The sequence below is a fragment of the Marilutibacter maris genome (assembly GCF_006546735.2).
Classification (GTDB): Bacteria; Pseudomonadota; Gammaproteobacteria; order Xanthomonadales; family Xanthomonadaceae; genus Marilutibacter; species Marilutibacter maris.
This window is the reverse complement of sequence record NZ_VICD02000165.1, coordinates 1-23,804: the sequence shown is the minus strand read 5'-3', so window position 1 is coordinate 23,804 and position 23,804 is coordinate 1. Positions and strand designations below refer to the sequence as shown.

The window sequence follows — 23,804 nt, the reverse complement described above, 5'->3', positions numbered from 1 at the left end:
CATGCCCAGACTCGACCGGCCGCTGAGCGGCCTGCTGCCAGGTGGCCTGCTGCTCGTCCTGCTGCTGTTGCCGCAGATCGCCGCAGCGGCGCGCCTGCATGAGCTGTCGGGCCGCACCATGGGCACCACCTGGCAGGTCCGGGTGGTGTCGGACGCCGAGCCCGCGCGGTTGCGGGCCGGCATCCAGGCGCAGCTGGACGAGGTCGTCGCGCAGATGAGCACCTGGGAGGACGGCAGCGACATCAGCCGTTTCAACCGCGCCGACGCGGGCAGCGTGCACGGCCTGCCGGCAGCCTTCTTCGAGGTGCTGGACGCGGCGCTGGCGTTGGCCGCCGACACCGGCGGCGCCTACGACCCCACCGTCGGGCCGTTGGTCAACCTGTGGGGCTTCGGCCCGGACGGCGAACGCAGCGCCCCACCCGACGACGCGGCGATCGCCGGGGTCATGGCCCGCAGCGGCTGGCAGCGCCTGGCCCTGGACCGCCGCACCCGCACCGTCGCCCAGCCCGGCGGGCTGTACCTGGATCTGTCGTCGATCGCCAAGGGCTATGGCGTCGATCGCGTCGCCGGCTATCTCGACGGCACCGGCAGCGAAGCCTGGCTGGTCGAGGTCGGCGGCGAGCTGCGCGCCCGTGGGCGCAAGCCCGACGGCCTGCCCTGGCGGGTCGGCATCGAGCAGCCGGCACCGGACGATCGCCGCGATGCCCCGGCATCCGGCGACGAACGGCCGCAGCTGTCCGGCATCGTGCTGGAACCGGACGACCTCGCGGTGGCGACCTCTGGCGACTACCGGCACTACTTCGAGACCGGGCAGGGCCGCTTCTCGCACACCATCGATCCGCGCAGCGGACGCCCGGTGACCCACGGCATGGCCTCGGTCACCGTGCTGCACACCTCGTGCATGCAGGCCGACGCGCTGGCCACCGCGCTGACCGTGCTCGGCCCGGACGCCGGCTACCGCTACGCGGTCGAACGCGGGCTGGCGGTGCTGTTCTTCGTCCACGACGGCGACGGATTCCAGCGACGGATGACGCCCGCGTTCGAGCGGCAGTTGCAGCCATGACCGCGACCGTCCCCCGCCGGCGCCGGATCGACGCCGGCCCGATCGGCAATGCACTGGTGCTGGTCGCGCTGATCGCGGTCGCGGTGCTGGCGACGCGCTGGCAGGTCGAGCCGATGCAGTGGCGCGATCCGGGGCCGGGCCGCTGGTGGTTCGCCGGCATCGTGTTCGGGCTGTGGGCGGGGTTCACCGGCGCCATCGTGCTCACGCGCCGCCTGCGGCAGAGCGCGGACGCCGCCGCGACCGCGGGCATGGTCGACGGTCCCGTCGACTGGCTGGTCGCCCATGCCAGCCAGACCGGCTACGCCGAGCAACTGGCCCGGCTGAGCGTCGAGGCCTTGCAGGCGGCCGGCCAGCGCGTGCGTCTGGTGCCGCTGGGCCGGCTCGATGCCGAGACCCTGGCCGCCACGTCACAGGCGCTGTTCATCGTCAGCACCACCGGCGAAGGCGACCCGCCGGACCCGGCACTGCCGTTCGTGCGCCGCACCCTCGACCGCGAAGCCGCACTGGGCTCGCTGCGCTACGGCCTGCTCGCGCTGGGCGATCGCGAGTACGACGCGTACTGCGCGTTCGGCCATCGCCTCGACGGCTGGCTGCGCCACAGCCACGCCCATCCGCTGTTCGACATGATCGAGGTCGACAACGGCGATGCCGGCGCGCTGCGCCTGTGGCAGCAGCATCTGGGCCAGCTCACCGGGCGCACCGATCTGCCCGACTGGAGCCGTCCGGCCTACCAGCGGTGGCGCCTGCGCGCGCGCCGTCACCTGAATCCGGGCAGCCTTGGCGGGCCCGCGTTCGAGATCCGCCTGCAGCCGGACGACCCGGCCCTGCTCGACTGGAGCGCCGGCGACATCGCCGAGATCGGTCCCTGCCATGCCGACGCCGACATCGACGCCTGGCTGGCAATGGCCGGCGTCGACGGCGACGCCGCGACCGAGGTCGACGCAACCACGCTATCGCTGCGCGAGCGTCTGGCCGGCTCGCAGCTGCCGGCGCCGGCCGACGTCGAAGGCCTCGATGCCCAGCGCGTGGCCGAGGGCCTGCAGCCACTGCCGCATCGCGAGTACTCGATCGCATCGACACCCGGCGAAGGCCATCTGCGCCTGCTGGTCAGGCAGATGCGCCATCCCGACGGGCGCCTGGGCAGCGGCAGCGGCTGGCTGAGCGAACATGCGCGCATCGGCGACCCCATCGCCCTGCGCATCCGCAGCAATCGCGCCTTCCACCTGCACGACGACGATCGCCCGCTGATCCTGATCGGCAACGGTACCGGCCTGGCCGGCCTGCGCGCCCTGCTGCAGGCGCGGATCGAACGCGGGCACGCCCGCAACTGGCTGCTGTTCGGCGAGCGCCAGCGCCGCCACGACCTGCACTTCGGCGACGAGTTGCGCCAATGGCAGGCGCAGGGCTGGCTCGACCATCTCGACCTGGCGTTCTCGCGCGACGGCACCGCCGTTTCCGGCCAGGCGCATGGTCCCGAGCGCTACGTGCAGGACCGTTTGCGCGAGCAGCGCGAGCGCCTGGGCGAGTGGATCGCCGCTGGCGCCGCGATCCATGTCTGCGGAAGCCTGCAGGGCATGGCGCCGGGCGTGGACACGGTGCTGCGCGACTGTCTCGGCGACGAGGCGGTCGACCAGTTGATCGAGACCGGCCGCTACCGCCGCGACGTCTACTGATACGGGACGCCCCTCGGGGCCGCGGCGGAAGTCTCCCGCGTCGCCGCAATGGAGCGCTCAGCGCGGCTGCAGACGCATCAGCCAGGCCTCGCCGCCGCCCTCCAGCACATGCCGCAGACGCGTGGCGCCCGCCGGCAGCACCGCGGTGTCGCCCGCCTCTATCCGTCCCAGTCCTGACGCGTCGGCGAACATGCCCTGGCCGGCGATCAGATGCACCAGCCAGGTGCTGCCCGGCTCGATGAAGATCACCATCGGCCCCACCAGCGGCCGGTGCCAGGACGTGGTGTCGACCCGTTCGCGCCGCCACATCAGGTTGGCGACCTCGACACGGCCGTCGAGCGGACTGCCGACCAGCGCGTCCTCGCCGCGGAACCGCCAGCGCTGATGCGGAGGTCTCAGCTCCTGCTCGATGCCGTCTCCATGCAGGCGCAGGCCCTCGCCGGACAGCAGCATCTGTTCGCGCTCGATGCCGTCGAACCGGGAGAACGGCGCTTCGGCGTCGATCTCGGCAATCGACAGTCGCCAGTCCCACGCATCCGAGGGCCGCGCTTCGGCCACCGGGGAAGCGGACTCCAGCCGCCCTTGCGCGACCTCCCGGGTCCAGCCCAGACCGTTGCGCCAACGGATCCGGTCGTATGCGAACGACGGAATGACCCTGGCGATGTTGCCGATGACGGAAGCGGAATCCATCTGCGCAGTCTATCGGTGCAGGCCGCTCCGCGTCCCGCCGCCGCCCACGCCGGGATCAGCGCTGGAACGCATCGACGACCGGCCAGGGGCGGAGCGCCTCGCCGACGCCGGCACACCGCCACGAAAAAAACCGCCCGCGACGACTCCCTCCGCCGCGGGCGGTGCACTTCCCTGTCCGGGGGCCTGACCCCGATTCCGCCAGACGTCCGTGCCTGACGGTGTCCGGTGACCGCATCCATGCGGGCCGGCCATGCGATTCCGGTTGACGCTCAGTTGCGGCCCGGACTCGAGCGCGCCGCGCCGGTGGCGGGGCGCCGCGGTGCCGCGTAGCCCACCATGATCAGGTCGCGGTTCTTCTCGACCGTCTTCAGTCCGATGCCGCTGACCAGGGCCAGTTGCTCGACGCTGCGAAACGGCCCATTGGCCTCGCGGTACTCGACGATGGCCTCGGCCTTGGCCGGTCCGACATTGATCAGGACCCGGTCGAGGGTGGCCGCGTCGGCGGTGTTGATGTCGACCTTCTCGCTGGCGGCCGCGGTGGCGGTCAGCACGCTGCCGACCAGCAGCAGGGCGAGGGCGACGGATTTCATGATCTGTTGGAAGGATTTCATATGAGGTCCTTTCTCGTTGGCTGTTTGCGGAACGTCCTTGATTGCCTTCCGGACCACGGCCAATCCCTGCGGGTCCGGCGGCAGGACCAGTCTCCCCAGACGCCTGGAGCCAGAGTATCGGCGCAGTTGCCGGAACACAGCCGGGAAATCTCCCGACCCGACCTAGGAAATTTCCTAGGCCCGCCGGCACGGACGCCCCGCACCGTCGCCCCGCCAGGCCATTTGCCCGGCTTCGGCACTCGGCGCCGCCGGGCCGGACCCGCCCCAGGCGCTAAAATGGCGGTTCACCCGGTTCAGAGGTCCCCCAATGGATACCAGCCCCATCGATCCCTCCGTCATCGAGAACTTCGTCGGCGGCAAGTGGGACGACGAGATCGTTCCGCAGCTCGTCGAGTACATCCGCATCCCGAACAAGTCGCCGATGTTCGATGCCGACTGGGTGGCGCATGGCTACATGGAGGACGCGGTCAAGCTGATGACCGCCTGGGCCGGCGCCCAGAACATCCCCGGCATGCAGATGGAGGTGGTCCGGCTGGAAGGCCGCACGCCGCTGATCTACATCGACATCCCGGCCGCCAACGGTGGCAGCGACGACGACTGCGTGCTGCTGTACGGCCACCTCGACAAGCAGCCGGAAATGACCGGTTGGGACGACGACCTGGGCCCGTGGAAGCCGGTCCTGCGCGGCGACCGCCTGTACGGCCGCGGCGGCGCCGACGACGGCTACGCGATCTTCGGCTCGCTGACCGCGATCAAGGCGCTGCAGGAGCAGAAGCTGCCGCATGCGCGCTGCGTGATCGTCATCGAGGCCTGCGAGGAGTCCGGCAGCTACGACCTGCCCGCCTACGTGGACCACCTCGCCGACCGCATCGGCAAACCGTCGCTGGTGGTGTGCCTGGACTCGGGCTGCGGCAACTACGACCAGCTGTGGTGCACGACCTCGCTGCGCGGGCTGGCAGGCGGCAACCTGACGGTCAAGGTGCTCGAGGAGGGCGTGCACTCCGGCGACGCGTCGGGCATCGTGCCGTCGAGCTTCCGCGTGCTGCGCCAGCTGCTGTCGCGGATCGAGGACGAACACAGCGGCCGGATCACCCTGGACGGCCTGCACGTGGAGATCCCGGCCGAGCGGCTGGAGCAGGCCCGTCGCGCCGCCGAGGTGCTCGGCACCGCGGTCTACGACAAGTTCCCCCTGGTCGACGGCCTGGTGCCGATGAGCGACGACCTTGCCGAGCTGGTGCTCAACCGCACCTGGCGGCCGGCGCTGTCGGTCACCGGCATTGGCGGCATCCCGTCGCTGGACTCGGCCGGCAACGTGCTGCGCCCGCATACCGCGGTCAAGCTGTCGCTGCGGTTGCCGCCGACGCTCAACGGCCGCCAGGCCGGCGAGCTTCTCAGCGACGCGCTGCTGCGCGACCCGCCCAACGGCGCCCGGGTGTCGCTGGAACTCGAAAAGGCCTCCGCCGGCTGGAACGCGCCGGCGATGTCGCCGTGGCTGGACAAGGCGATCGACGCCGCCAGCCGCGAGTTCTACGACGCGCCGGCGATGTACATGGGCGAAGGCGGCTCGATTCCGTTCATGGGCATGCTCGGCGAGAAATTCCCCGGCGCGCAGTTCATGATCACCGGCGTACTCGGCCCGCACAGCAACGCGCACGGTCCGAACGAGTTCCTGCACATCCCGATGGGCAAGAAGGTCACCGCCTGCGTCGCCCGGGTGATCGCCGAGCATCACCTGGCCGGCCAGCGCGGCGAGACCACCGGCGCCGCGGTCGCCCCCGACAGCGGCGACCGTCACGGCGACCACGGCTGCTGCTGACCGCCCCATCGTCGCGGAAGAAAAAGGGCCGGATCGCGCGATCCGGCCCTTTCTCGTTGCCGCGGCGCAACCCCGCCCGTCAGTCGAGCAGCTTGCGTATCACCTGTTCGGCCAGGTCCTCGGCGCTTTGCGAAACGGTATCCAGGACCAGTTCCGCCGTCTCCGGCTGCTCATAGGGCGAGTCGATGCCGGTGAAGTTCGGGATCTTGCCTGCGCGCGCCTTGGCGTAGAGCCCCTTCACGTCGCGCTGCTCGGCGACATCCAGCGGCGTGTCGACGAAGACCTCGATGAACTCGTCCTCGCCGAACAGCTCGCGCGCCATCCGCCGCTCGGCGCGGAACGGCGAGATGAAGCTGACCAGCACGATCAGGCCGGCATCGGTCATCAGCCTGGCGACCTCGGCGACGCGGCGGATGTTCTCGACGCGGTCCTCGTCGGTGAAGCCCAGGTCCTTGTTGAGACCGTGGCGGACGTTGTCGCCGTCGAGCACGAAGGCATGCCGTCCCATCGCGTGCAGGCGCTTGTCGACCAGATTGGCGATCGTCGACTTGCCCGAACCCGACAGGCCGGTGAACCAGACGCAGCGCGCGGCCTGGCCCTTGCTGGCCGAGCGCGCCGCCTTGTCGACATCGACGTGCTGCCAGTGGATGTTGCCGGCGCGACGCAGCGCGAACTCCAGGGTGCCCGCGGCCACGGTCGCGTTGCTCATCCGGTCGATCAGGATGAAGCCGCCCAGCGCGCGGTTGTCGCGATAGGCCTCGAACGGGATCGACTGGTCCAGGTGCAGATTGCACAACGCGACCTCGTTCAGCTCCAGATGCTTGGCCGCCAGCCTGTCCTGGGTGTTGACGTCGATCTTGTGCTTGATCTCGGTGACCGTCGCGCCGACCGTGCGTGCGCCGATCTTCAGCCAGTACGGGCGCCCCGGCAGCAGCGAATGCTCGCCCATCCATAGCAGGTGGGCGGCGAACTGATCGGACAGCTCCGGCGGCTGCGCGCTGGCGGCGATCACGTCGCCGCGGCTGATGTCGAGCTCGTCGGTGAGGGTCAGGGTCACCGCCTGGCCCGCGCCGGCATGGGCGAGATCGCCGTCGGCGGTCACGATGCGCGCGACCTGCGAGCGACGTCCGGACGGCAGCGCGACCACACTGTCGCCGGGCCTGACGGTGCCCGCCGCGATGGTGCCGGCGAAGCCGCGGAAGTCCTGGTTCGGACGGTTGACCCACTGCACCGGCAGGCGCAGGCCGGTCCCGGCCTGATCGCGCCGCGGATCGACCGTCTCCAGATACTCCAGCACGCTCGGACCGCCGTACCAGGAGGTCTGCGGCGAGCGTTCGATCAGGTTGTCGCCCCGCAGCGCCGACAGCGGCACCGCCTGCACATGCTCGATGCCGAGCTGGGCGGCCAGTTCGCGGTAGCCGCCGACGATGTCGTCGAATACCGCCTGGTCGTAGCCGACCAGATCCATCTTGTTGACCGCCAGCAGGACATGGCGGATGCCCAGCAGCGACACGATGTAGCTGTGCCGGCGGGTCTGGGTCAGCAGGCCCTTGCGGGCGTCGACCAGCACCACCGCGACATCGGCGGTCGACGCGCCGGTCGCCATGTTGCGGGTGTACTGCTCATGGCCCGGGCAGTCGGCGACGATGAACTTGCGCTGCTCGGTGCTGAAGAAACGGTAGGCGACATCGATGGTGATGCCCTGCTCGCGCTCGGCCGACAGGCCGTCCACCAGCAGCGCGTAGTCGATCTCGCCGTTCTGGGTGCCGTGGCGACGGCTGTCGGACTCCAGCGCCGCGAGCTGGTCGTCGAACAGGCGCTTGGTGTCGTACAGCAGACGCCCGATCAGGGTGCTCTTGCCGTCGTCGACGCTGCCGCAGGTGATGAAGCGCAGCAGGCCCTTGGTCTCGTGCTGTTCGAGGTAGGCGGCAACCGCCTGCCCGGCGTCCAGGTTGACGGTGTCGGTGGAAGCCTCCATCAGAAATAACCCTCCTGCTTCTTCATCTCCATCGATGCGGTCGGGTCGTGATCGATGACCCGGCCCTGGCGCTCGGAGGAGGTGGCGACCAGCATCTCGGCGATGATCTTCTCGAGCGTGTCGGCGTCGGAATCGATCGCGCCGGTCAGCGGATAGCAGCCCAGGGTGCGGAAACGCACCCGGCGCATCCGCGGCACCTCGCCCTCGGCCAGCGGCATGCGCGCGTCGTCGACCATGATCAGCGCGCCATCGCGCTCGACCACCGGCCGCTCGGCGGCGAAATAAAGCTCCGGCACCGGAATCTTCTCGCGATAGATGTAGAGCCAGATGTCGAGCTCGGTCCAGTTCGACAGCGGAAACACGCGCACGCTCTCGCCCTTGTTGACCCGCGTGTTGTAGACGTCCCACAGCTCCGGGCGCTGCGCCTTCGGATCCCAGCGGTGCTGGGCGCTGCGAAAGCTGAAGATGCGCTCCTTGGCGCGCGACTTCTCCTCGTCGCGGCGGGCGCCGCCGATCGCGGCGTCGAAGCCCCATTTGTCCAGCGCCTGCTTCAGCGCCTGGGTCTTCATCACGTCGGTATGGACGGTGGCGCCGTGGGAGAACGGCCCGATGTCCTGGGCAAGACCATCGGGATTGGTATGGGTGCGCAGTTCGACCCCGGTCTCGGCGGCACGACGGTCGCGGAACGCGATCATCTCGCGGAACTTCCAGCCGGTATCGACATGCAGCAGCGGAATCGGCGGACGCGCGGGGGCAAACGCCTTGACCAGCAGGTGCAGCAGCACCGAACTGTCCTTGCCCACCGAGTACATCATCACCGGATTCTGGAACTCGGCGGCGACCTCGCGGAGGATGTGGATGCTCTCGGCCTCGAGCCGGTCGAGATGGGACAGTGCGCTATCGGGGAGATTGGGCATCGGGAAGACTTGGATTCTCTGGGGGCCGGCTCTGGCGGCCAGGCTTCGACAATGGTGTTGAGCCGGTCATTCTGGCCTATATCAGGCCGTAATGCTTCAGAAGGGTCCTGACGCTCAGGCCGATCACGACCAGGCCGACGACGATCAGCATTGGCCTCGGGTTGATCCGTTTCACCAGCCAGGCACCGAACGGGGCCGCGATCACGCCGCCGGCCGCCAGTCCCAGGATCACCTGCCAGTGACTGATACCGAGAGTGAACAGGAATACCAGCGAGGCGGTCAGGGTGACGAAAAATTCGACCGCGTTCACGGTACCGACGGTCAAACGGAAGGCATTGCCGCGAGCGAGCAGATTGCTGGCGACGATCGGACCCCAGCCGCCACCGCCCATCGCGTCGATCAGTGCGCCGAAGAACCCCAGCGGTCCGACGTGGCTGGCGACCTCGCGCGAGGGGAACGCCCGGAACACCTTGACGATGATGACCACGCCCATCAGCAGCAGATAGGCCGCGACCCAGGGCCGGATCGCCTCGCCCGGGATGCTCGACAGCAGGTAGGCGCCGATCCCGGCGCCGACGATGGCGGGGAGCAGCAGTTTCCTGAACAGGCGTTTGTCGATATTGCCGAAGGCATGGTGCGAGGCCGCCGACGCGCCGGTGGTGAAGCACTCGGCGGTATGCACGGTGGCGCTGGCGACCGCCGGCGGCACGCCCAGTCCCAGCAACAGGCTGGAGGCGGTCACCCCGTAGGCCATCCCCAGCGCGCCGTCGATCAGCTGCGCGGCAATGCCGATGGCGATGTACTGCAGCAGTTCGGGGGAAAGTTCCATGGCGCGGACGCGCGACCGGGCAGATGCGGGAGGGGACGCAGTATCGGGAGGCGACGGCGGTGCGAGAAGTTCGCGATTGGCATAACCGCATAACCAGCGATCCTTTCCGCCGCGCCGGGGCGCTGCCTAGTCTCGATTCCACCAGACCGTGGTTCCGAGACCGCTGCGATGCCCGCCTCCCCTGCCCCCGCCCCGCTGACCGACGCGCAATCCGGGCTGCTGACCCGCCTCACCGACGACCTCGACGGTGCCGGTCTGTGGTGGATCTCCGGCTATGCCGCCGGACTCGCCCGTGCCCGGGCGTTGCCTGCCGGCGTCACCGTCGCGGCCGCCGTCGCCGCGGCCCCGCCGGTTGCCGACGCCGCGCCGACGGTGACCGTGGTCTACGGTAGCCAGACCGGCAACGCCCGCCGACTCGCCGAGAAGCTGTCCGCGGAACTGGAAGCCACCGGCGCATCGGTGCGCCTGCTGCGCGCCGACGCCTACCCGACCCGCGAACTGAAGGACGAGAAGCGGCTCTACATCGTGATCAGCACCCAGGGCGAGGGCGACCCGCCGGACGACTCGATCGGACTGGTCGAATTCATCCGCGGCCGCCGTGCGCCGAAGTTGCCGCAATTGAGCTATGCGGTGCTCGGGCTGGGCGACTCCAGCTATCCGCAGTTCTGCGAGATCGGCCGGATCCTGGACGAACGTCTCGCCGAACTGGGCGCGGCGCGACTGTTCGAGCGTGGCGACGCCGATCTCGACATCGAAAGTGTCGCGACCCCATGGCTGCAACGCGCGATCGACGAAACCCGCACCCTGGTCGCCGCCGCTACCGCCTCCGCCGCGCCGGCCCACAGCGCCACCGTCACCCCGTTGCGTCCGCTGCAGCAGAGCGCGCCGGCGCACGACCGCGATCGTCCGTTCCAGGCCGAACTGCTGGCCGGCCATCGGCTGAGCGCCGCCAGCGGTCCGCGCTCGCCGCAGGGCCGCGACGTGCGTCATTTCGAACTCTCGCTGGAAGGGTCGGGCCTGCACTACCAGCCCGGCGACGCGCTGGGTATCTGGCCGCGCAACCCGCCGGCCCTGGTCGACGAAGTGCTGGCGACGCTGAAGCTCGACGGCGATGCCGCGGTCCAGGCCGGCGGCGATGAGCGTCCGCTGCGCGAATGGCTGGGCGCGCGCCGCGAACTGACCCGGCTGTCACGCCCGTTCCTGGCCGCGCATGCCGAACGCGCCGGCGACGGCGACCTGCTGGCCCTGCTGCAACCCGAGCGCCGCGACGACCTCGCGCGGTTGTTCGACAGCCACCAGATCGCCGACCTGCTGCACCTCCATCCGGCCGACTGGAGCGCGGACGCTCTGGTCGACGCACTGCGGCCGATGGCGCCGCGACTGTATTCGATCGCCTCCAGCCAGAAACATGTCGGCGACGAGGTTCACCTGACCGTGGCCCACATCGAATACGAAGCCGGCGAGCGCACCCGCTGGGGCAGTGCGTCGAACTTCCTCGCCCGCACCGCCGAGGGCGACCGCCTGCCGGTCTATGTCGAGGCCAACGAGCGCTTCCGGCTGCCGGCCGACCCGGATCGCGACATCATCATGGTCGGCCCCGGCACCGGCGTCGCACCGTTCCGCGCCTTCGTCCAGGAGCGTGCCGAGATCGATGCGGACGGGCGCAACTGGCTGTTCTTCGGCAATCCGCACTTCCGCACCGACTTCCTCTACCAGTTGGAATGGCAGCGCGCGATCCGCGACGGCCATCTGCAGCGGATCGACCTGGCGTTCTCGCGCGACCAGGCCGGAAAGATCTACGTCCAGCAGCGCATCCGCGAACAGGGCCGCGCGCTCTACGACTGGCTGGAGAACGGCGCGCATTTCTATGTCTGCGGCGCGATCGCGATGGGCAAGGACGTGCACGCGGCCCTGCTCGATGTGGTCGCCGAGCACGGCGGCAAGTCGCGCGAGGACGCCGAGGACTATCTGAACCAATTGCAGCAACAGGGCCGCTACGCCCGGGACGTCTACTGAGATGAGCACGCATTCGGTCGAAGACATCAAGCGCGCCAGCGCCGGCCTGCGCGGCAGCCTGCTGGAGAGCCTCGCCGATCCGCTGACCGGGTCGCTGCGCGAGGACGACCAGACCCTGATCAAGTACCACGGCAGCTACCAGCAGGACGACCGCGACGTGCGCGAGGCGCGCCGGGTCGCAAAACTCGAACCCGCCTACAGCTTCATGATCCGCACCCGCACCCCCGGCGGCGTGGTCACTCCGTCGCAATGGCTGAAGCTGGACGCGATCGCGACCACCTACGCCGAACGCGGCCTGCGCATCACCACCCGCCAGGCGTTCCAGTTCCACGGCGTGATCAAGACCGAGCTGAAGGCGACGATGCAGGCGATCAACGCCACGCTGATCGATACCCTCGCCGCCTGCGGCGACGTCAACCGCAACGTCGCGGTCTCGGCCAATCCGCACCAGTCGTCGCTGCACGCGACGGTGTACGCGCACGCGGCCGAGGTCTCCGAGCACCTGCTGCCGAACACCCGCGCCTACTACGAGATCTGGCTCGACGAGGAACAGGTCGCCGGCGGTCCCCAGATCGACGAACCGGTCTACGGCGAAACCTACCTGCCGCGCAAGTTCAAGATCGGTTTCGCGGTACCGCCGTACAACGACGTCGACGTGTTCGCCCAGGACCTGGGCTTCATCGCCATCGTCGATACCGACTCCGCCGGCAACGCCTCGATCGCCGGCTACAACGTCGTGGTCGGCGGCGGCATGGGCGCCACCCACGGCGATGCCGAAACCTATCCGCGCCTGGGCAACGTGATCGGCTTCGTCCCGGTCGATGCGCTGAAGGCGGTCGCCACCGCCGTGGTCACCACCCAGCGCGACTGGGGCAACCGCGAGCTGCGCAAGCGCGCACGCCTGAAATACACCATCGACGACCATGGCCTTGAGGCATTCACGGCCGAGGTCGAGAAACGCGCCGGGATCGCGTTCGCACCGGCACGGGCGTGGGCGTTCGAGCACAACAACGACCGCTTCGGCTGGGTCGAGGGCGAGGACGGGCGCTGGCACCTGACCCTGGCCCTGCCCGCCGGCCGCATCGTCGACGGCGACGGCGTCCGCCACCTCAGCGGCCTGCGCGAGATCGCGCGCGTGCTCGGCGAGGCCGACGAGGACGCCGAGTTCCGCATGACCGCCAACCAGAACCTGGTGATCGCCAACGTCCCGGCCGCACGCCGACAGGCGGTCGACGCCCTGGTCGCGGTGTACGCACTGGACATCCACCGCGGCGCCAGCCCGCTGCAACGCGACGCGATCGCCTGCGTGGCGCTGCCGACCTGCGGCCTGGCGATGGCCGAGGCCGAGCGCTACCTCCCCGATCTGGTCGCACGGGTCGACGCCCTGCTGCGCCGGCACGGCCTCGACGATGCGCCGATCAATCTGCGCGTCAGCGGCTGCCCGAACGGCTGCTCGCGTCCCTACCTGGGCGAGATCGCCCTGGTCGGCAAGGCCCCCGGCCGCTACAACCTGATGCTCGGCGCCGACCATCGCGGCCAGCGGCTCAATACCCTGCACCGCGAGAACATCGACGAGGCCGCGATCCTCGCCGAGCTCGACACCCTGTTCGCGCGCTACGCCGGCGAACGCCAGGCCGACGAGGGCTTCGGCGACTTCCTGGTGCGCAGCGCCGTCGTCGCCTATCGGCATCCCTCGAACTACGAGGTCTCCCCATGAGCCAGTCCCCGAACGGCACGTCCTCCAGGCACAGGTCCGGCAACGGTCTGCCCCCCGATCCGATCACCGCCGCCGAGTCGCCCAAGGCGCTGGCCGAGCTCAATCGTTGGCTGGCCCAGCGCAGCGCCGAGGATCGCGTCGCCTGGGCGCTGGAGAACACCGCCGGCGAGCATGCGCTGTCCTCCAGTTTCGGCGCCCAGGCCGCGGTGTCGCTGCACCTGGTGACGCGCCAGGCGCCGAAGATCCCGGTGATCCTGGTCGACACCGGCTACCTGTTTCCCGAGACCTACCGTTTCATCGACGGTCTGAGCGAGCGCCTGGACCTGAACCTTCAAGTCTATCGCCCGCAGGTCAGCAACGCCTGGGCCGAAGCGCGGCTGGGCCGGTTGTGGGAAAAGGGCCTGGACGGCATCGAACGCTACAACCGCATCCACAAGGTCGAGCCGATGCAGCGCGCGCTCGAGGAGCTGGGCGTGCGCACCTGGATCGCCGGTCTGCGCCGTACGCAGTCGGAAAGCCGCGCGAACATCGACGTGCTGGAGCTGCGCAACGGCCGCTGGAAGCTGCACCCGCTGGCCGACTGGAGCGACCGCGACGTCTGGCAATACCTGAACCAGCACGACCTGCCCTACCACCCGCTGTGGCACCAGGGCTACGTGTCGATCGGCGACGTCCACACCACCCGCCGGCTGGAACCGGGCATGCGCGAAGAGGACACCCGCTTCTTCGGCCTCAAGCGCGAGTGCGGCCTACACTTCGACAACGAGGACGACGCGCAGGCGGCCTGAGTCCCCGCACGGCGTACAAGCCCGATTTCCGTAGGAGCGGCCGGCGCCCGCGACAGGCGTCGTATGTCCTACATTCGATTCGGCGCCATCGTTCCGCTTTGCGGGCAACGCGTCCCGGTCGCGCCCGCGATCGCTGTGGCATCCTGCGCGCCCCCGGCCCAACGGCCCTCGACACCAGGAGGCTCCCGCAGTGCTTCGCGTTCTCGTCCCGCTCATGCTCGCCACCGTCGTGGCGCCCACGGCCCACGCCGCCGACATGAGGCTCTCCGACGCCATCCATGCCCTCGCGTACAGCGGCGACGGCAGCCGGCTGGCCGCTGGAGGCCTGGATGGCGAGATCAAGGTCTGGGAACTTTCCGGGAATGCACTGGTGACGGAGACGGCGGTCGAACAGACGGTCGCTGCGATGAGCCTGTCGCACGATGGCCGCCGCCTGCTTGCCAACCAGGAGGGCATGGAACCCCGGGCCAGTCTCATCGATGTCGATACCGGACAGATCGGCCAGCAATACATGCTGGGCACGAGAAGCCGATCGTATGTCAGCCTCGGCAGCAGCATCGGATTCTCGCCCGATGGCGCACGGGTCATCCTGGGCAACACCACCGCCAGCGGTGCCGGCATCTTCGATACCGACAGCGGTGAGCTCGTCGCCCGCTTCGATGGCGGCAAGCCGCGGCAAGGCGATTGCGCCATCAACGATGGCTGGAGCACCCTGGTCTGCACCTACGACGGGCCGTCCGGCTTTCGCACGGAGGGCCATGCCGAGCTGACGATGTGGAACGTAGCCAGCGGCAAGCAGATCGCCGACTTCTCGCTGGAGCCGTTGAGAGACGCGGGGAACGTCCGCTTTCTCGATGAACGTCGCATCGTTGTCGGTGATTCGTGCATGAACGATACCGGATGCGGCGTAGCCGTGGTCGATCTGGAAACACAGACCATCACCCGCCAATTCAATCCGCTGATCGAGCCCGGCGAGGAAGTCGGGAAGTTCAACCAGCCCCTGGTGCAGGCCATCGCCATCAGCGCGGACGGCAAACGCATCGCGGCCGGGGACGAATGGGGGCGCTATGCCGTGTGGCGGCTGGCGCCACTGGAGTTGCTGAGCATCGGCAAGGTCTCCGAGCAGCGGATACGCGCGGTCGCCCTGTCCCCCGACGGCCGGCATGTGGCCGTGGCCGGCGACGATGGGCAGGTGCACGTCAGGCCGGTCCACGGCGACTGACGCGATCGCCACGCCAGCGGACGCGACCGCGTCCGCCGCACTCGTCGCAGGTGGAGACCATGACCGTCCGCGACAACGCCTGCGCCCCGTTCCTCGCCTCGGAGCCCCGTCTTGACGCCAATGCAAATCGACATGCGCCGCAGCCTGGCGGCGATCGCCCTGTCGGCCTGCCTCGTCCTGCAGTTGGGCGGATGCGTCACCACCGGATCATCATCGGCCCGGTTCGAAGGACTGGGCGATCTGCCCGGTGGGACGTTCGCCTCTTTCGCCGCAGCCGTATCCGCGGACGGGAGCACCGTGGCCGGGCAAGGCAGCGTCGCGGATGGCAGGACCGAAGCGTTCCGCTGGGCCGGCGGGCGGATGCAGTCGCTGGGCGTGTCGCAGCCGGGCGCATCGTCGCTGGCCGAAGCGATTTCGGCAGACGGCTCCACGATCGTGGGCACCCGCTTCTTCCCCACCGGCGCATCGCCTTCGCAGGCCGTTGTCTGGAGGGATGGGACGCTCCACGGATTGAATGGTTTCCCGTGCGGCGACCTGGGCTGCAGCGCGTCCGGCGTCTCCGGCGACGGCTCGATCGTGATCGGGCAAAGCCGGTGGCGGAACGGCGAAAGGGAGCGGGCGTTCCTGTGGACGCGGGAAGACGGCATGCAGGACCTGCAGGAACTGATCGAAAACCGACACGGCGCCGACCTGCGCGCCTGGGTGCTGGGCCGCGCGGAGCATGTTTCGGACGACGCTACCGTCATCGCGGGCCTGGGACTGTGGAACGACACGGCCTACGACGCCTATCGCTGGGTCGAGGGCGGATCTGGCGAGGTGTCCCTGTCCGGCCTGGGATCGGTGAGCGCCCTCTCTCCGGAAGGCTTCGCACTGGCGGGCAACATCGGCACCCGGTTCGCACGCTCCGGGGATCTGGTGCTATGGACGGACCGGGAAACGGCGGTGCTGTCGGTCGCCGACGGCGGGCCTCCGTTCATCGCCGAGGGCATGTCCTCATGCGGAACGACGGTGGTCGGATTCGGGGATTTCGGCGACGGCGAAGAGGCGTTCCTGTGGACCGCTGCCGATGGCATGCAGCGCCTGAAGACGGTGCTTGAAACGGACTACCGCCTGGACCTGACAGGCTGGACCCTGCGCAGGGCGGAGGACACGTCCAACGACGGCAGCGTGATCGTCGGCTCGGGTATCAACCCCGACGGCAACCACGAGGCATGGCGGGCAGTCCTGCATGGCGGGAAGTCCGGATCGGAAATGACGCGCGCCACGCAGCGGGAGGCGTGCGGGAAATGACCGGCGCCACCGGGAGGACAGCAATCGCGGGACCGGCTCCGTAGGAGCGGCGTGAGCCGCGATCCCCGGGCCGCGCCCGGACATCTCCCAAAGTCTGCGGCGCAAACCTTGGGCCCCGCTGTTGCGCTTCCACACCCCCATCCGCATCTGCGATGCGAGTCGCCTCTCCCTGGGGGCCGGGTCCGTCCCATATCGCATCTCGTAGGAGCGGCGTGAGCCGCGATGGTTTCATGGGAGGGCCCCGGGATCGCGACTTAGCCGCTCCTACCGAAAGCCTGCGCGGCCGGCGCCTACAAGGTCAGCGTCTGGGTCAGCTCGATCCAGCTCGGCGGCAGCGGCCAGTCGGCCTCGGCATTGCCCTCCAGCACCCGTCGCACGTCGTGGCGGTCGATCTGCGGCGCGATCGCGTGGATCAGCTCCAGCGCGTAATCGCGCGACACCCGCGAGCGCGGCAGCACCGCCCAGGCGATGCATTCGGGAACCGCCGCCGGCGCCGGCAGCACCACCAGGTCGGCCGCCTCCTGCACGCCCAGCGCCATCTCCGCCAGCAGGCCCACGCCCATGCCGGCGCGCACATAGGTCTTGATCAGATCGGCGTCGCGCGCGGTCATCGCCAGTTGCGGCTCGACGCCCTCGCCGGCGAAGGCCCGCTGCAGCGACGACTCCGGACGGATCGAGGATTCGTAGCTGACCAGTGGATGGCGCGACAGCTCGATCAGGGTCGGCGCGCGGCCGATCGTGGCCAGCGGATGCGACCGGGGCACGATCACCTTGCGCTGCCAGCGGAACAACGGCACCGCCAGACCGCCGTCGGGCACCTGGCCGGCGGTACTGAGCACGGCCAGATCGGCGGCACCGTGGGCAAGCTGTTCCAGCACCTCGCCGTCGGCGACCGGCTCCAGGTGCACGCTGATGCGCGGATAGGCACGCTTGATGCTCGCGATCGCGCCCGGCAACACATGGCGGGCCTGGGTATGGGTCGTGGCCAGCACCAGCCGGCCGACGTGCTCGCCGCGCTCGTTGGCCGCATAGGCGCGGATGTTGGCGGCTTCCTCCAGGATCCTGCGCGCATGCGCGATCACCCGTTCGCCGGCCGGCGCCACCGCCTCCAGGCTGCGGCCGCGGCGCATGAACAGCTGGAACCCCAGCTCCTCCTCCAGCTGCTTGAGCTGTTTGGACAAGCCCGGCTGGGTCGCGTGCACGCGCTCGGCGGCCAGGGTGATGTTGAGGCCGGCATCGACGATGGCAACAAGGTAGCGGAGCTGGGTCAGGGTCATCGCAGATCGGGTCCGGTGATGTCGGCCGTTGATGCCGAGGGCCGGCGTCCGGGCGTGTTCGGCGCCGCGCGCTGGCCTGGAGCACGGGCACGAGACCACCCGCCATGGCTGCCAGTGAAGCTAGCCCAAGCGTCATGACCCGTCCAGCGTGGCGCCCGCTATCGCTTATGACCGCTGGGCATGGTTGCCGGTCGATTGCTCATTTCCCCTCGCCGGGGCGGGGTCCTAGCGTCTGGGGTCCGCACTGCCGACACCCGCTCTCCCGATGTCCGCTCGTCACACCCCCTCCAACCCGCGAACGCCCCGCCAGGCGCCGGCCGCCGCACGCACGCCGGCGCTGTTCCCGTTGTTCCTGGACCTGCAGGACCGCCGCGTTCTCGTGGTCGGCGGCGGGGCGGTCGCACGGCGCAAGATCGAGGCCCTGCGCGCGGCCGGCGCCCGTGTCGTGGTCGGCGCGCCCGAGCTGGAGCCGGCGATCGCGCAACGGGTCGACGACGGCGACATCGAGCACCTGGCCGCGTCCTTCGATCCGGCCTGGCTCGACGATGTCTGGCTGGTCGTCGCCGCCACCGACGACGCGGCCGTCAACCGCGCGGTCGCCGCCGCCGCCGAATCGCGACGCCTGTGGGCGAACGTGGTCGACGATGCCGAACTGTCGAGCGTGCAGGTGCCGTCGCGGGTCGAACGCGGTCGCCTGCAGATCGCGATCTCCAGTGGCGGTGGCGCGCCGATGCTGGCCCGGCACCTGCGCGAACGATTCGAGACCCAGCTCGATGAGTCGCTGGGCGAGTTGGCGGAACTGCTGACCGTTCAGCGTGAACGGATCCGCCGGCGCTGGCCCGAGATCGGCGCGCGTCGCACGTTCTTCGAGCGCCTGCTCGCCGGTCCGGTACCGCAGCGACTGCGTCGCGGCGACAGCGCCGGCGCGCGACGCGCATTCGAGCAGGCGCTGGCCGAAACCGCTCCCGTGCCCACCGGCAGCGTCGCCCTGGTCGGCGCCGGGCCCGGCGATCCGGGCCTGCTGACCCTGCGCGGCCTGCGCGTGCTCAACGAGGCCGACGTGATCCTGCACGACCGCCTGGTCAGCCGCGAAGTGCTGGCACTGGCCCGCCGCGACGCCGAGCTGATCGAGGTCGGCAAGAAGGTCGGCGGCAATCACGAAGCCACCCAGTCGCGCATCCACGCGATGCTGGTCGAGCATGCCCGCGCCGGCAAGCGCGTGGTGCGACTCAAGGGCGGCGACCCGTTCGTGTTCGGCCGCGGCGGCGAGGAGCTGGAGGTCCTGCACGCGCACGGCATCGACTTCGAAGTCGTGCCCGGGATCACCGCCGCGGTCGCCTGCGCCGCCTATGCGGGCGTGCCGCTGACCCATCGCGACCACGCCCAGTCGGTGCGCTTCGTGACCGCGCTCGGCCGCGACGGCGGCGACCCGATCGACTGGCCGGCGCTGGCGCAGGAGCGGCAGACCCTGGCCTTCTACATGGGCGTATCCGGGCTGGAGCGCGTGCGCGACCGGCTGATCGCCCATGGCCGCAGCGCCGACACCCCGTTCGCCCTGGTCGAGAACGGCACCCGTGCCCGCCAGCGGGTGGTCGTCGGCACTCTCGCACAGTTGCCGCAGACCGCCGCCGCGCACGCAGTGCAGGCACCGGCGCTGTTGATTCTGGGTGAAGTCGCCGCCTCGGCCTCGGTACTACACTGGTTCGGGCCCGCCCCGCTGCGCCTGGAAGACGCGCCCGACGCCGCCGCCATTCCCTGGGCGGCCTGAGCCCGGGAGACCCGTGCCCACGGCCGCAGCCGGCCCCGGAGCACGTCATCCCTGAGGCCCGCCCCCGTTCCGTTCTCCCCATCCCGTCACCGGAGCACACCATGGCCCTGTACGACAGCATCCTCGACACCGTCGGCAGCACGCCGATCGTCAAACTCCATCGCATCGCGCCCCGCCACGTCAGCCTTTACGCCAAGGTCGAGTCGTTCAACCCCGGCGGCTCGGTCAAGGACCGGCTGGCGCTGGCGATCATCCTCGACGCCGAACGCAAGGGCCTGCTCAAGCCCGGCCAGACCGTGATCGAGGCGACCAGCGGCAATACCGGCATTGCCCTGGCGATGGTCTGCGCCGCGCGCGGCTATCCGTTCGTCGCGGTGATGACCGAGACCTTCTCGATCGAGCGCCGCAAGCTGATGCGCGCCTACGGCGCCCGGGTGATCCTGACCCCGGCCGCCGAGCGCGGCAGCGGCATGGTGCGCAAGGCGCAGGAACTGGCCGACAAGCACGGCTGGTTCCTCGCCCGCCAGTTCGAGAACGAGGCCAACCCGGCCTATCACCGCCAGACCACCGGCCCGGAGATCCTCAGCGACTTCGCCGGCCGGCGACTGGACTATTTCGTCAGCGGCTGGGGCACCGGCGGCACCATCACCGGCGCCGGCGAGGTGCTCAAGCTGGCGCGTCCCGACATCCAGGTGATCGCCAGCGAACCGGCCGGCGCGGCGCTGCTGTCGGGCAAGGAATGGCAGCCGCACAAGATCCAGGGCTGGACCCCCGACTTCCTGCCGGACGTGCTCAGCCGCACCATCGCCGACCAGATCCTGCCGATCGCCGACGAGCTCGCCCGCGACACCTCACGCCGGCTGGCGGCCGAGGAAGGCGTGTTCGTCGGCATCTCCGCCGGCGCGACCGCCGCCGCCGCGCTGCAAGTGGCCGAGAAGGCGCCGGAGGGCTCGGTGATTCTGGCGATGCTGCCGGACACCGGCGAACGCTACCTGTCGACCTTCCTGTTCGAGGGCGTCGCCGAAGGCTCCGACGACGAGTGGCTGGCCGCCCAGGGCTGACTCCCACGCCTGCAGCGCAGGCCACGACTGGAGGAGGCTTGCGCAGCTCCCACGGGACGCCGACGTTGTGAGTGGGTTTCGTAGGAGCTGCGTCAGCGGCGACCAGGGCCTTCTGGCAAGACTCCATCGCGGCCTACGCCGCTCCTACGGGATACGGTATGGGGACAGATGCCCAGCCCCCTGAGTCAGGGGGCGATTCGCGCCATCGGCGCGAATGGGGGTGTGGAAACGCACCGGCGGGGCCCAAGGTTTGCGCAGCAAACTTTGGGAGATATCCGGGCGTAGCCGGATATCGTTCCCCCTGACTCAGGGGGCTGGGCCACAGCACCGTGCCCGCGCTGCGTGGTCGTCGGGCGTTTATGCTGTGCGTTCCGGAAACCGCCTACCCTCCCGCATGACCGATACCGACGCGCGCGCCCACGACCGCCTGGCCTGGGCCCGCGCCGCCACCGGGGATCCCGGCCTGGAACTGGAGCGCGCGTCGTTCGACGCCGGCCATCGCAGCTACTGGCGGACCCTCGGGTCGGCGCCGAGCCGGGGCCTGACGAGCCGGATCCTGACAAGCCGGATCCTGATGGATGCGCCGCCCGGGCTGGAGGACGTGCGGCCGTGGCTGCGCGTCCACGCCCTGCTCGAACACGGCCGCGTGCGCGTACCGGCGGTGATCGCCAGCGACGACGCGGCCGGTTTCCTGCTGTTGGAGGACCTCGGCGGCCCGACCCTGGCCCAGGTCATCGATGCGGACAGCGCCGATGCCCACTTCGACGCCGCGATCGAACAACTGTTGCGGCTGCAGCGGATCGCGCCGCCGGCCGACCTGCCGGTGTTCGGCGAGGCCCTGTTGCAGCGCGACGCCGGCCTGTTCGAGGAGTGGTTCCTGCGCCGTCACCTCAGGGTGAATCTTGATTGCGCCGACGCCGAGCGGCTGCAACGGGTCCAGCGCCGGCTGATGGACAACGCGCTGGCCCAGGCGCGGGTGCTGACCCATCGCGACTACATGCCGCGCAATCTGATGCCGGTCGCCGGCGGCCCGGCGGTGCTGGACTTCCAGGACTGCGTGTCCGGGCCGATCGCCTACGACCCGGTCAGCCTGTTCAAGGACGCCTTCCTCGACTGGCCGCTGGCGCGGGTGGACGGATGGCTGGCGCACTACCACGCCCGCGCCCTGGACGCCGGTCTGCCGGTGCCGCCGCTGGAACGCTTCCTGCGCGATGCCGACTGGCTCGGGGTGCAGCGCCACCTGAAGATCCTCGGCATCTTCGCCCGCCTCCATCACCGCGACGGCAAGTCGCGCTACATCGCCGACGCGCCGCGCTTCATCGCCTACCTCGACGAGGTGCTGCCGCGGCATGCCCCGCTGCAGCCGCTGCGCGAGCTGCTCGACGAGGCGATACGTCCCGCCTTCGAGCGCATGCCGGACGCGTCCGCGACGACGGGGGACGGCGCATGAAGGCGCTGATCTTCGCCGCCGGCCTGGGCGAGCGCATGCGCCCGCTGACCGAACGCACGCCCAAACCGTTGCTGAGCGCCGGCGGCAAGCCGCTGATCGTCTGGCACCTGGAGAAGCTCGCCGCCTGCGGCATCCGCGACGTGGTGATCAACACCAGTTGGCTGGCCGAACAGTTCCCGCGGGCGCTGGGCGACGGCGCACGCTGGGGCCTGCGCCTGCACTACGCCTACGAAGGCGCGACGCCGCTGGAGACCGGCGGCGGCATGCTCCACGCACTGCCGCTGCTGGCCGGGACCTCCGACGCCGACGCGCCCTTCCTGCTGGTCAACGGCGATGTCTGGACTGACTACGACTTCGCCCGCCTGCCGCGCGAGCCCGACGGCCTCGCCCACCTGGTGATGGTCGACCGCCCGGCCCACGCGACCCACGGCGACTTCGCGCTCGACGAGGACGGCCGCGTGCGCGCCGACGGCGCGCACCGCCTCACCTATGCCGGCCTGGGGGTCTACCGTCCGCGCCTGCTGGACGGCTGGCAGAAGCGGGTCGGCGATTGCGCGCATGTCGACGGCAAGCCGCGGTTCCGTCTCGCCCCGGTGCTGAAGGCGCACATGGGCGCGGGCCTGATCGGCGGCGAGCACCACCGTGGCGGCTGGACCGACGTCGGCACCCCGCAACGCCTGGCCGAACTCGACGCCCGCCTATCGGCCACGCCTTCGGGCTGAGCGCCTGCCTACCACCTCTGCGTAACCGACAGGCGCCACAGGGGCGCTGAGGGCATCACGCGGCCGATGCGGCGGGTGTGCGACGGTTTCCCTGTCCCAGCCGTACAGGTCCATCATGGATCAGGCCGTGACTCACCTCGTCGACGAACCCGAATTGCTGCGCAAGGCCCGCTGGGGCAATCGCAAGGCATTCGCCGAACTGTATGCCCGCCATGCCGACGCCGTGCATGCGCTGGCGCTGCGCCTGACCGGCGACCCGGCCGCGGCCGAGGACCTGACCCACGATGCCTTCGTCAAGATGCTGCGCTTCATCGGCAGCGTCCGCAGCGACCGGCCGGTACGGCCGTGGCTGAAGAAGGTGGTCGCCAATGCCGCAATCGACCGGCTGCGCCACGAGCACCGCCACCTCTATGTCGACACCGGCGACGAGGGCCCCGACAGCGAGCTGTGGGCCGGCCCCGACGCCGACCCCTCCGGACAGGTGGACGCGACCGCACTGCTGCAACGGCTCAGCCCGCAGGCCCGTACCCTGGTATGGCTGCACGAGGTCGAGGGCTGGTCGCACACCGAGCTGGCCAAGCGCTTCGGGCGCACGCCGAGCTGGTCGAAGTCGCTGCTCTCGCGCGCGCTGACCCGACTGCGTGAGACGCTGGACGCCCCCTCCGACACCGGCCCCCCCGAACAGGAACAGGAACGACAACAGGACCCGATCGAACCCCGGACCCACCGTACTGTCAGATGAGCATGCCGATGAACGACCACGACCCCCTGCTGCGTCGCCACCTGCGCGCCCTGCCCGATCCCGCGGCACCGGCCGGCCTGCGCGAACGTGTGCTGGCCGCGCACGGACATCGCCGCCTGGCGATCCACGGCGCCACCGGCATCGCCGCGGCCGTGGTGTCGGTGGCGCTGATCC

At 70.1% G+C, this 23,804-nt stretch carries 19 protein-coding genes; 13 read left to right on the top strand and 6 right to left on the bottom strand.

Annotated elements, in window-relative coordinates; genetic code table 11:
* Nucleotide 1 precedes the first annotated feature (1 nt).
* Complete coding sequence (locus tag FKV24_RS10175) at nucleotides 2-1,063, top strand: FAD:protein FMN transferase (protein ID WP_141482302.1); 1,062 nt, start codon at nucleotides 2-4, stop codon at nucleotides 1,061-1,063.
* On the top strand, nucleotides 1,060-2,736 hold the full coding sequence (locus FKV24_RS10170; RefSeq protein WP_211371840.1) for a flavodoxin domain-containing protein: 1,677 nt from the start codon (nucleotides 1,060-1,062) through the stop codon (nucleotides 2,734-2,736). The genes FKV24_RS10175 and FKV24_RS10170 overlap by 4 nt, the downstream gene beginning before the upstream one ends.
* 57 nt (nucleotides 2,737-2,793) lie before the next feature.
* Here FKV24_RS10170 and FKV24_RS10165 read toward each other — a convergent pair whose 3' ends face one another.
* Together FKV24_RS10165 and FKV24_RS10160 are read right to left on the bottom strand one after the other, a co-directional pair.
* Nucleotides 2,794-3,426, bottom strand: a complete 633-nt coding sequence (locus FKV24_RS10165) for a HutD/Ves family protein (RefSeq protein ID WP_141482301.1) — start codon at nucleotides 3,424-3,426, stop codon at nucleotides 2,794-2,796.
* 269 nt (nucleotides 3,427-3,695) lie between these two features.
* Nucleotides 3,696-4,037 (bottom strand): ComEA family DNA-binding protein, encoded by a 342-nt coding sequence (locus tag FKV24_RS10160; RefSeq protein ID WP_141482300.1) that lies wholly within the window; start codon nucleotides 4,035-4,037, stop codon nucleotides 3,696-3,698.
* A gap of 307 nt (nucleotides 4,038-4,344) precedes the next feature.
* On the opposite strand from FKV24_RS10160, the gene FKV24_RS10155 reads away from it, so the two are divergent.
* On the top strand, nucleotides 4,345-5,853 hold the full coding sequence (locus tag FKV24_RS10155; RefSeq protein ID WP_111265743.1) for a M20 family metallopeptidase: 1,509 nt from the start codon (nucleotides 4,345-4,347) through the stop codon (nucleotides 5,851-5,853).
* Between the two features lie 79 nt (nucleotides 5,854-5,932).
* Here FKV24_RS10155 and cysN read toward each other — a convergent pair whose 3' ends face one another.
* The 3 genes from cysN to FKV24_RS10140 all read right to left on the bottom strand — a co-directional run bounded on the left by cysN (nucleotide 5,933) and on the right by FKV24_RS10140 (nucleotide 9,577).
* Nucleotides 5,933-7,831 (bottom strand): sulfate adenylyltransferase subunit CysN, encoded by a 1,899-nt coding sequence (gene cysN, locus FKV24_RS10150; RefSeq protein ID WP_111265742.1) that lies wholly within the window; start codon nucleotides 7,829-7,831, stop codon nucleotides 5,933-5,935.
* Nucleotides 7,831-8,748, bottom strand: coding sequence for a sulfate adenylyltransferase subunit CysD (gene cysD, locus FKV24_RS10145; RefSeq protein WP_141482299.1), 918 nt, complete (start codon nucleotides 8,746-8,748; stop codon nucleotides 7,831-7,833). The genes cysN and cysD overlap by 1 nt, the downstream gene beginning before the upstream one ends.
* Before the next feature lie 76 nt (nucleotides 8,749-8,824).
* Nucleotides 8,825-9,577, bottom strand: a complete 753-nt coding sequence (locus tag FKV24_RS10140; RefSeq protein WP_141482298.1) for a sulfite exporter TauE/SafE family protein — start codon at nucleotides 9,575-9,577, stop codon at nucleotides 8,825-8,827.
* Between the two features lie 168 nt (nucleotides 9,578-9,745).
* Here FKV24_RS10140 and FKV24_RS10135 point away from each other — a divergent pair, with 168 nt between their 5' ends.
* From FKV24_RS10135 to FKV24_RS10115, 5 genes are all read left to right on the top strand, one after another.
* Nucleotides 9,746-11,593 (top strand): assimilatory sulfite reductase (NADPH) flavoprotein subunit, encoded by a 1,848-nt coding sequence (locus FKV24_RS10135; RefSeq protein WP_141482297.1) that lies wholly within the window; start codon nucleotides 9,746-9,748, stop codon nucleotides 11,591-11,593.
* Nucleotide 11,594: 1 nt separating this feature from the next.
* Nucleotides 11,595-13,310, top strand: coding sequence for an assimilatory sulfite reductase (NADPH) hemoprotein subunit (cysI, locus tag FKV24_RS10130; protein ID WP_141482296.1), 1,716 nt, complete (start codon nucleotides 11,595-11,597; stop codon nucleotides 13,308-13,310).
* Nucleotides 13,307-14,098: a phosphoadenylyl-sulfate reductase gene (locus FKV24_RS10125; RefSeq protein ID WP_141482295.1), complete on the top strand. Its 792-nt coding sequence runs from the start codon at nucleotides 13,307-13,309 to the stop codon at nucleotides 14,096-14,098. The genes cysI and FKV24_RS10125 overlap by 4 nt, the downstream gene beginning before the upstream one ends.
* A gap of 214 nt (nucleotides 14,099-14,312) precedes the next feature.
* Nucleotides 14,313-15,320: a WD40 repeat domain-containing protein gene (locus FKV24_RS10120; protein WP_141482316.1), complete on the top strand. Its 1,008-nt coding sequence runs from the start codon at nucleotides 14,313-14,315 to the stop codon at nucleotides 15,318-15,320.
* A gap of 120 nt (nucleotides 15,321-15,440) precedes the next feature.
* Entirely contained in the window at nucleotides 15,441-16,610 is a 1,170-nt protein-coding gene (locus tag FKV24_RS10115; protein WP_249040988.1) for a hypothetical protein, read from the top strand.
* A 290-nt stretch (nucleotides 16,611-16,900) separates the two neighbouring features.
* Here FKV24_RS10115 and FKV24_RS10110 read toward each other — a convergent pair whose 3' ends face one another.
* Nucleotides 16,901-17,887 (bottom strand): LysR family transcriptional regulator, encoded by a 987-nt coding sequence (locus FKV24_RS10110; protein ID WP_111265735.1) that lies wholly within the window; start codon nucleotides 17,885-17,887, stop codon nucleotides 16,901-16,903.
* A gap of 265 nt (nucleotides 17,888-18,152) precedes the next feature.
* Here FKV24_RS10110 and cysG point away from each other — a divergent pair, with 265 nt between their 5' ends.
* The 5 genes from cysG to FKV24_RS10085 all read left to right on the top strand — a co-directional run bounded on the left by cysG (nucleotide 18,153) and on the right by FKV24_RS10085 (nucleotide 23,630).
* Nucleotides 18,153-19,655 carry a siroheme synthase CysG gene (gene cysG, locus FKV24_RS10105; RefSeq protein ID WP_141482293.1) on the top strand — a complete coding sequence of 501 codons (1,503 nt, stop codon included), beginning with the start codon at nucleotides 18,153-18,155 and terminating at the stop codon, nucleotides 19,653-19,655.
* A 101-nt stretch (nucleotides 19,656-19,756) separates the two neighbouring features.
* Complete coding sequence (gene cysK, locus FKV24_RS10100; protein WP_141482292.1) at nucleotides 19,757-20,716, top strand: cysteine synthase A; 960 nt, start codon at nucleotides 19,757-19,759, stop codon at nucleotides 20,714-20,716.
* Between the two features lie 394 nt (nucleotides 20,717-21,110).
* Nucleotides 21,111-22,166, top strand: coding sequence for an aminoglycoside phosphotransferase family protein (locus tag FKV24_RS10095; RefSeq protein WP_141482291.1), 1,056 nt, complete (start codon nucleotides 21,111-21,113; stop codon nucleotides 22,164-22,166).
* A complete protein-coding gene (murU, locus tag FKV24_RS10090; protein WP_141482290.1) occupies nucleotides 22,163-22,888 on the top strand; it encodes an N-acetylmuramate alpha-1-phosphate uridylyltransferase MurU in 726 nt (241 codons plus the stop codon). The genes FKV24_RS10095 and murU overlap by 4 nt, the downstream gene beginning before the upstream one ends.
* Before the next feature lie 127 nt (nucleotides 22,889-23,015).
* Nucleotides 23,016-23,630 (top strand): sigma-70 family RNA polymerase sigma factor, encoded by a 615-nt coding sequence (locus tag FKV24_RS10085; protein ID WP_170288272.1) that lies wholly within the window; start codon nucleotides 23,016-23,018, stop codon nucleotides 23,628-23,630.
* Nucleotides 23,631-23,804: the final 174 nt, after the last annotated feature.

Coding starts and splice junctions, on each gene's coding strand:
- FKV24_RS10175 (WP_141482302.1), top strand. CDS start 2: ATGCCCAGACTCGACCGGCCGCTGAGCGGCCTGCTGCCAGGTGGCCTG.
- FKV24_RS10170 (WP_211371840.1), top strand. CDS start 1,060: ATGACCGCGACCGTCCCCCGCCGGCGCCGGATCGACGCCGGCCCGATC.
- FKV24_RS10165 (WP_141482301.1), bottom strand. CDS start 3,426: ATGGATTCCGCTTCCGTCATCGGCAACATCGCCAGGGTCATTCCGTCG.
- FKV24_RS10160 (WP_141482300.1), bottom strand. CDS start 4,037: ATGAAATCCTTCCAACAGATCATGAAATCCGTCGCCCTCGCCCTGCTG.
- FKV24_RS10155 (WP_111265743.1), top strand. CDS start 4,345: ATGGATACCAGCCCCATCGATCCCTCCGTCATCGAGAACTTCGTCGGC.
- cysN (WP_111265742.1), bottom strand. CDS start 7,831: ATGGAGGCTTCCACCGACACCGTCAACCTGGACGCCGGGCAGGCGGTT.
- cysD (WP_141482299.1), bottom strand. CDS start 8,748: ATGCCCAATCTCCCCGATAGCGCACTGTCCCATCTCGACCGGCTCGAG.
- FKV24_RS10140 (WP_141482298.1), bottom strand. CDS start 9,577: ATGGAACTTTCCCCCGAACTGCTGCAGTACATCGCCATCGGCATTGCC.
- FKV24_RS10135 (WP_141482297.1), top strand. CDS start 9,746: ATGCCCGCCTCCCCTGCCCCCGCCCCGCTGACCGACGCGCAATCCGGG.
- cysI (WP_141482296.1), top strand. CDS start 11,595: ATGAGCACGCATTCGGTCGAAGACATCAAGCGCGCCAGCGCCGGCCTG.
- FKV24_RS10125 (WP_141482295.1), top strand. CDS start 13,307: ATGAGCCAGTCCCCGAACGGCACGTCCTCCAGGCACAGGTCCGGCAAC.
- FKV24_RS10120 (WP_141482316.1), top strand. CDS start 14,313: ATGCTCGCCACCGTCGTGGCGCCCACGGCCCACGCCGCCGACATGAGG.
- FKV24_RS10115 (WP_249040988.1), top strand. CDS start 15,441: ATGCAAATCGACATGCGCCGCAGCCTGGCGGCGATCGCCCTGTCGGCC.
- FKV24_RS10110 (WP_111265735.1), bottom strand. CDS start 17,887: ATGACCCTGACCCAGCTCCGCTACCTTGTTGCCATCGTCGATGCCGGC.
- cysG (WP_141482293.1), top strand. CDS start 18,153: ATGTCCGCTCGTCACACCCCCTCCAACCCGCGAACGCCCCGCCAGGCG.
- cysK (WP_141482292.1), top strand. CDS start 19,757: ATGGCCCTGTACGACAGCATCCTCGACACCGTCGGCAGCACGCCGATC.
- FKV24_RS10095 (WP_141482291.1), top strand. CDS start 21,111: ATGACCGATACCGACGCGCGCGCCCACGACCGCCTGGCCTGGGCCCGC.
- murU (WP_141482290.1), top strand. CDS start 22,163: ATGAAGGCGCTGATCTTCGCCGCCGGCCTGGGCGAGCGCATGCGCCCG.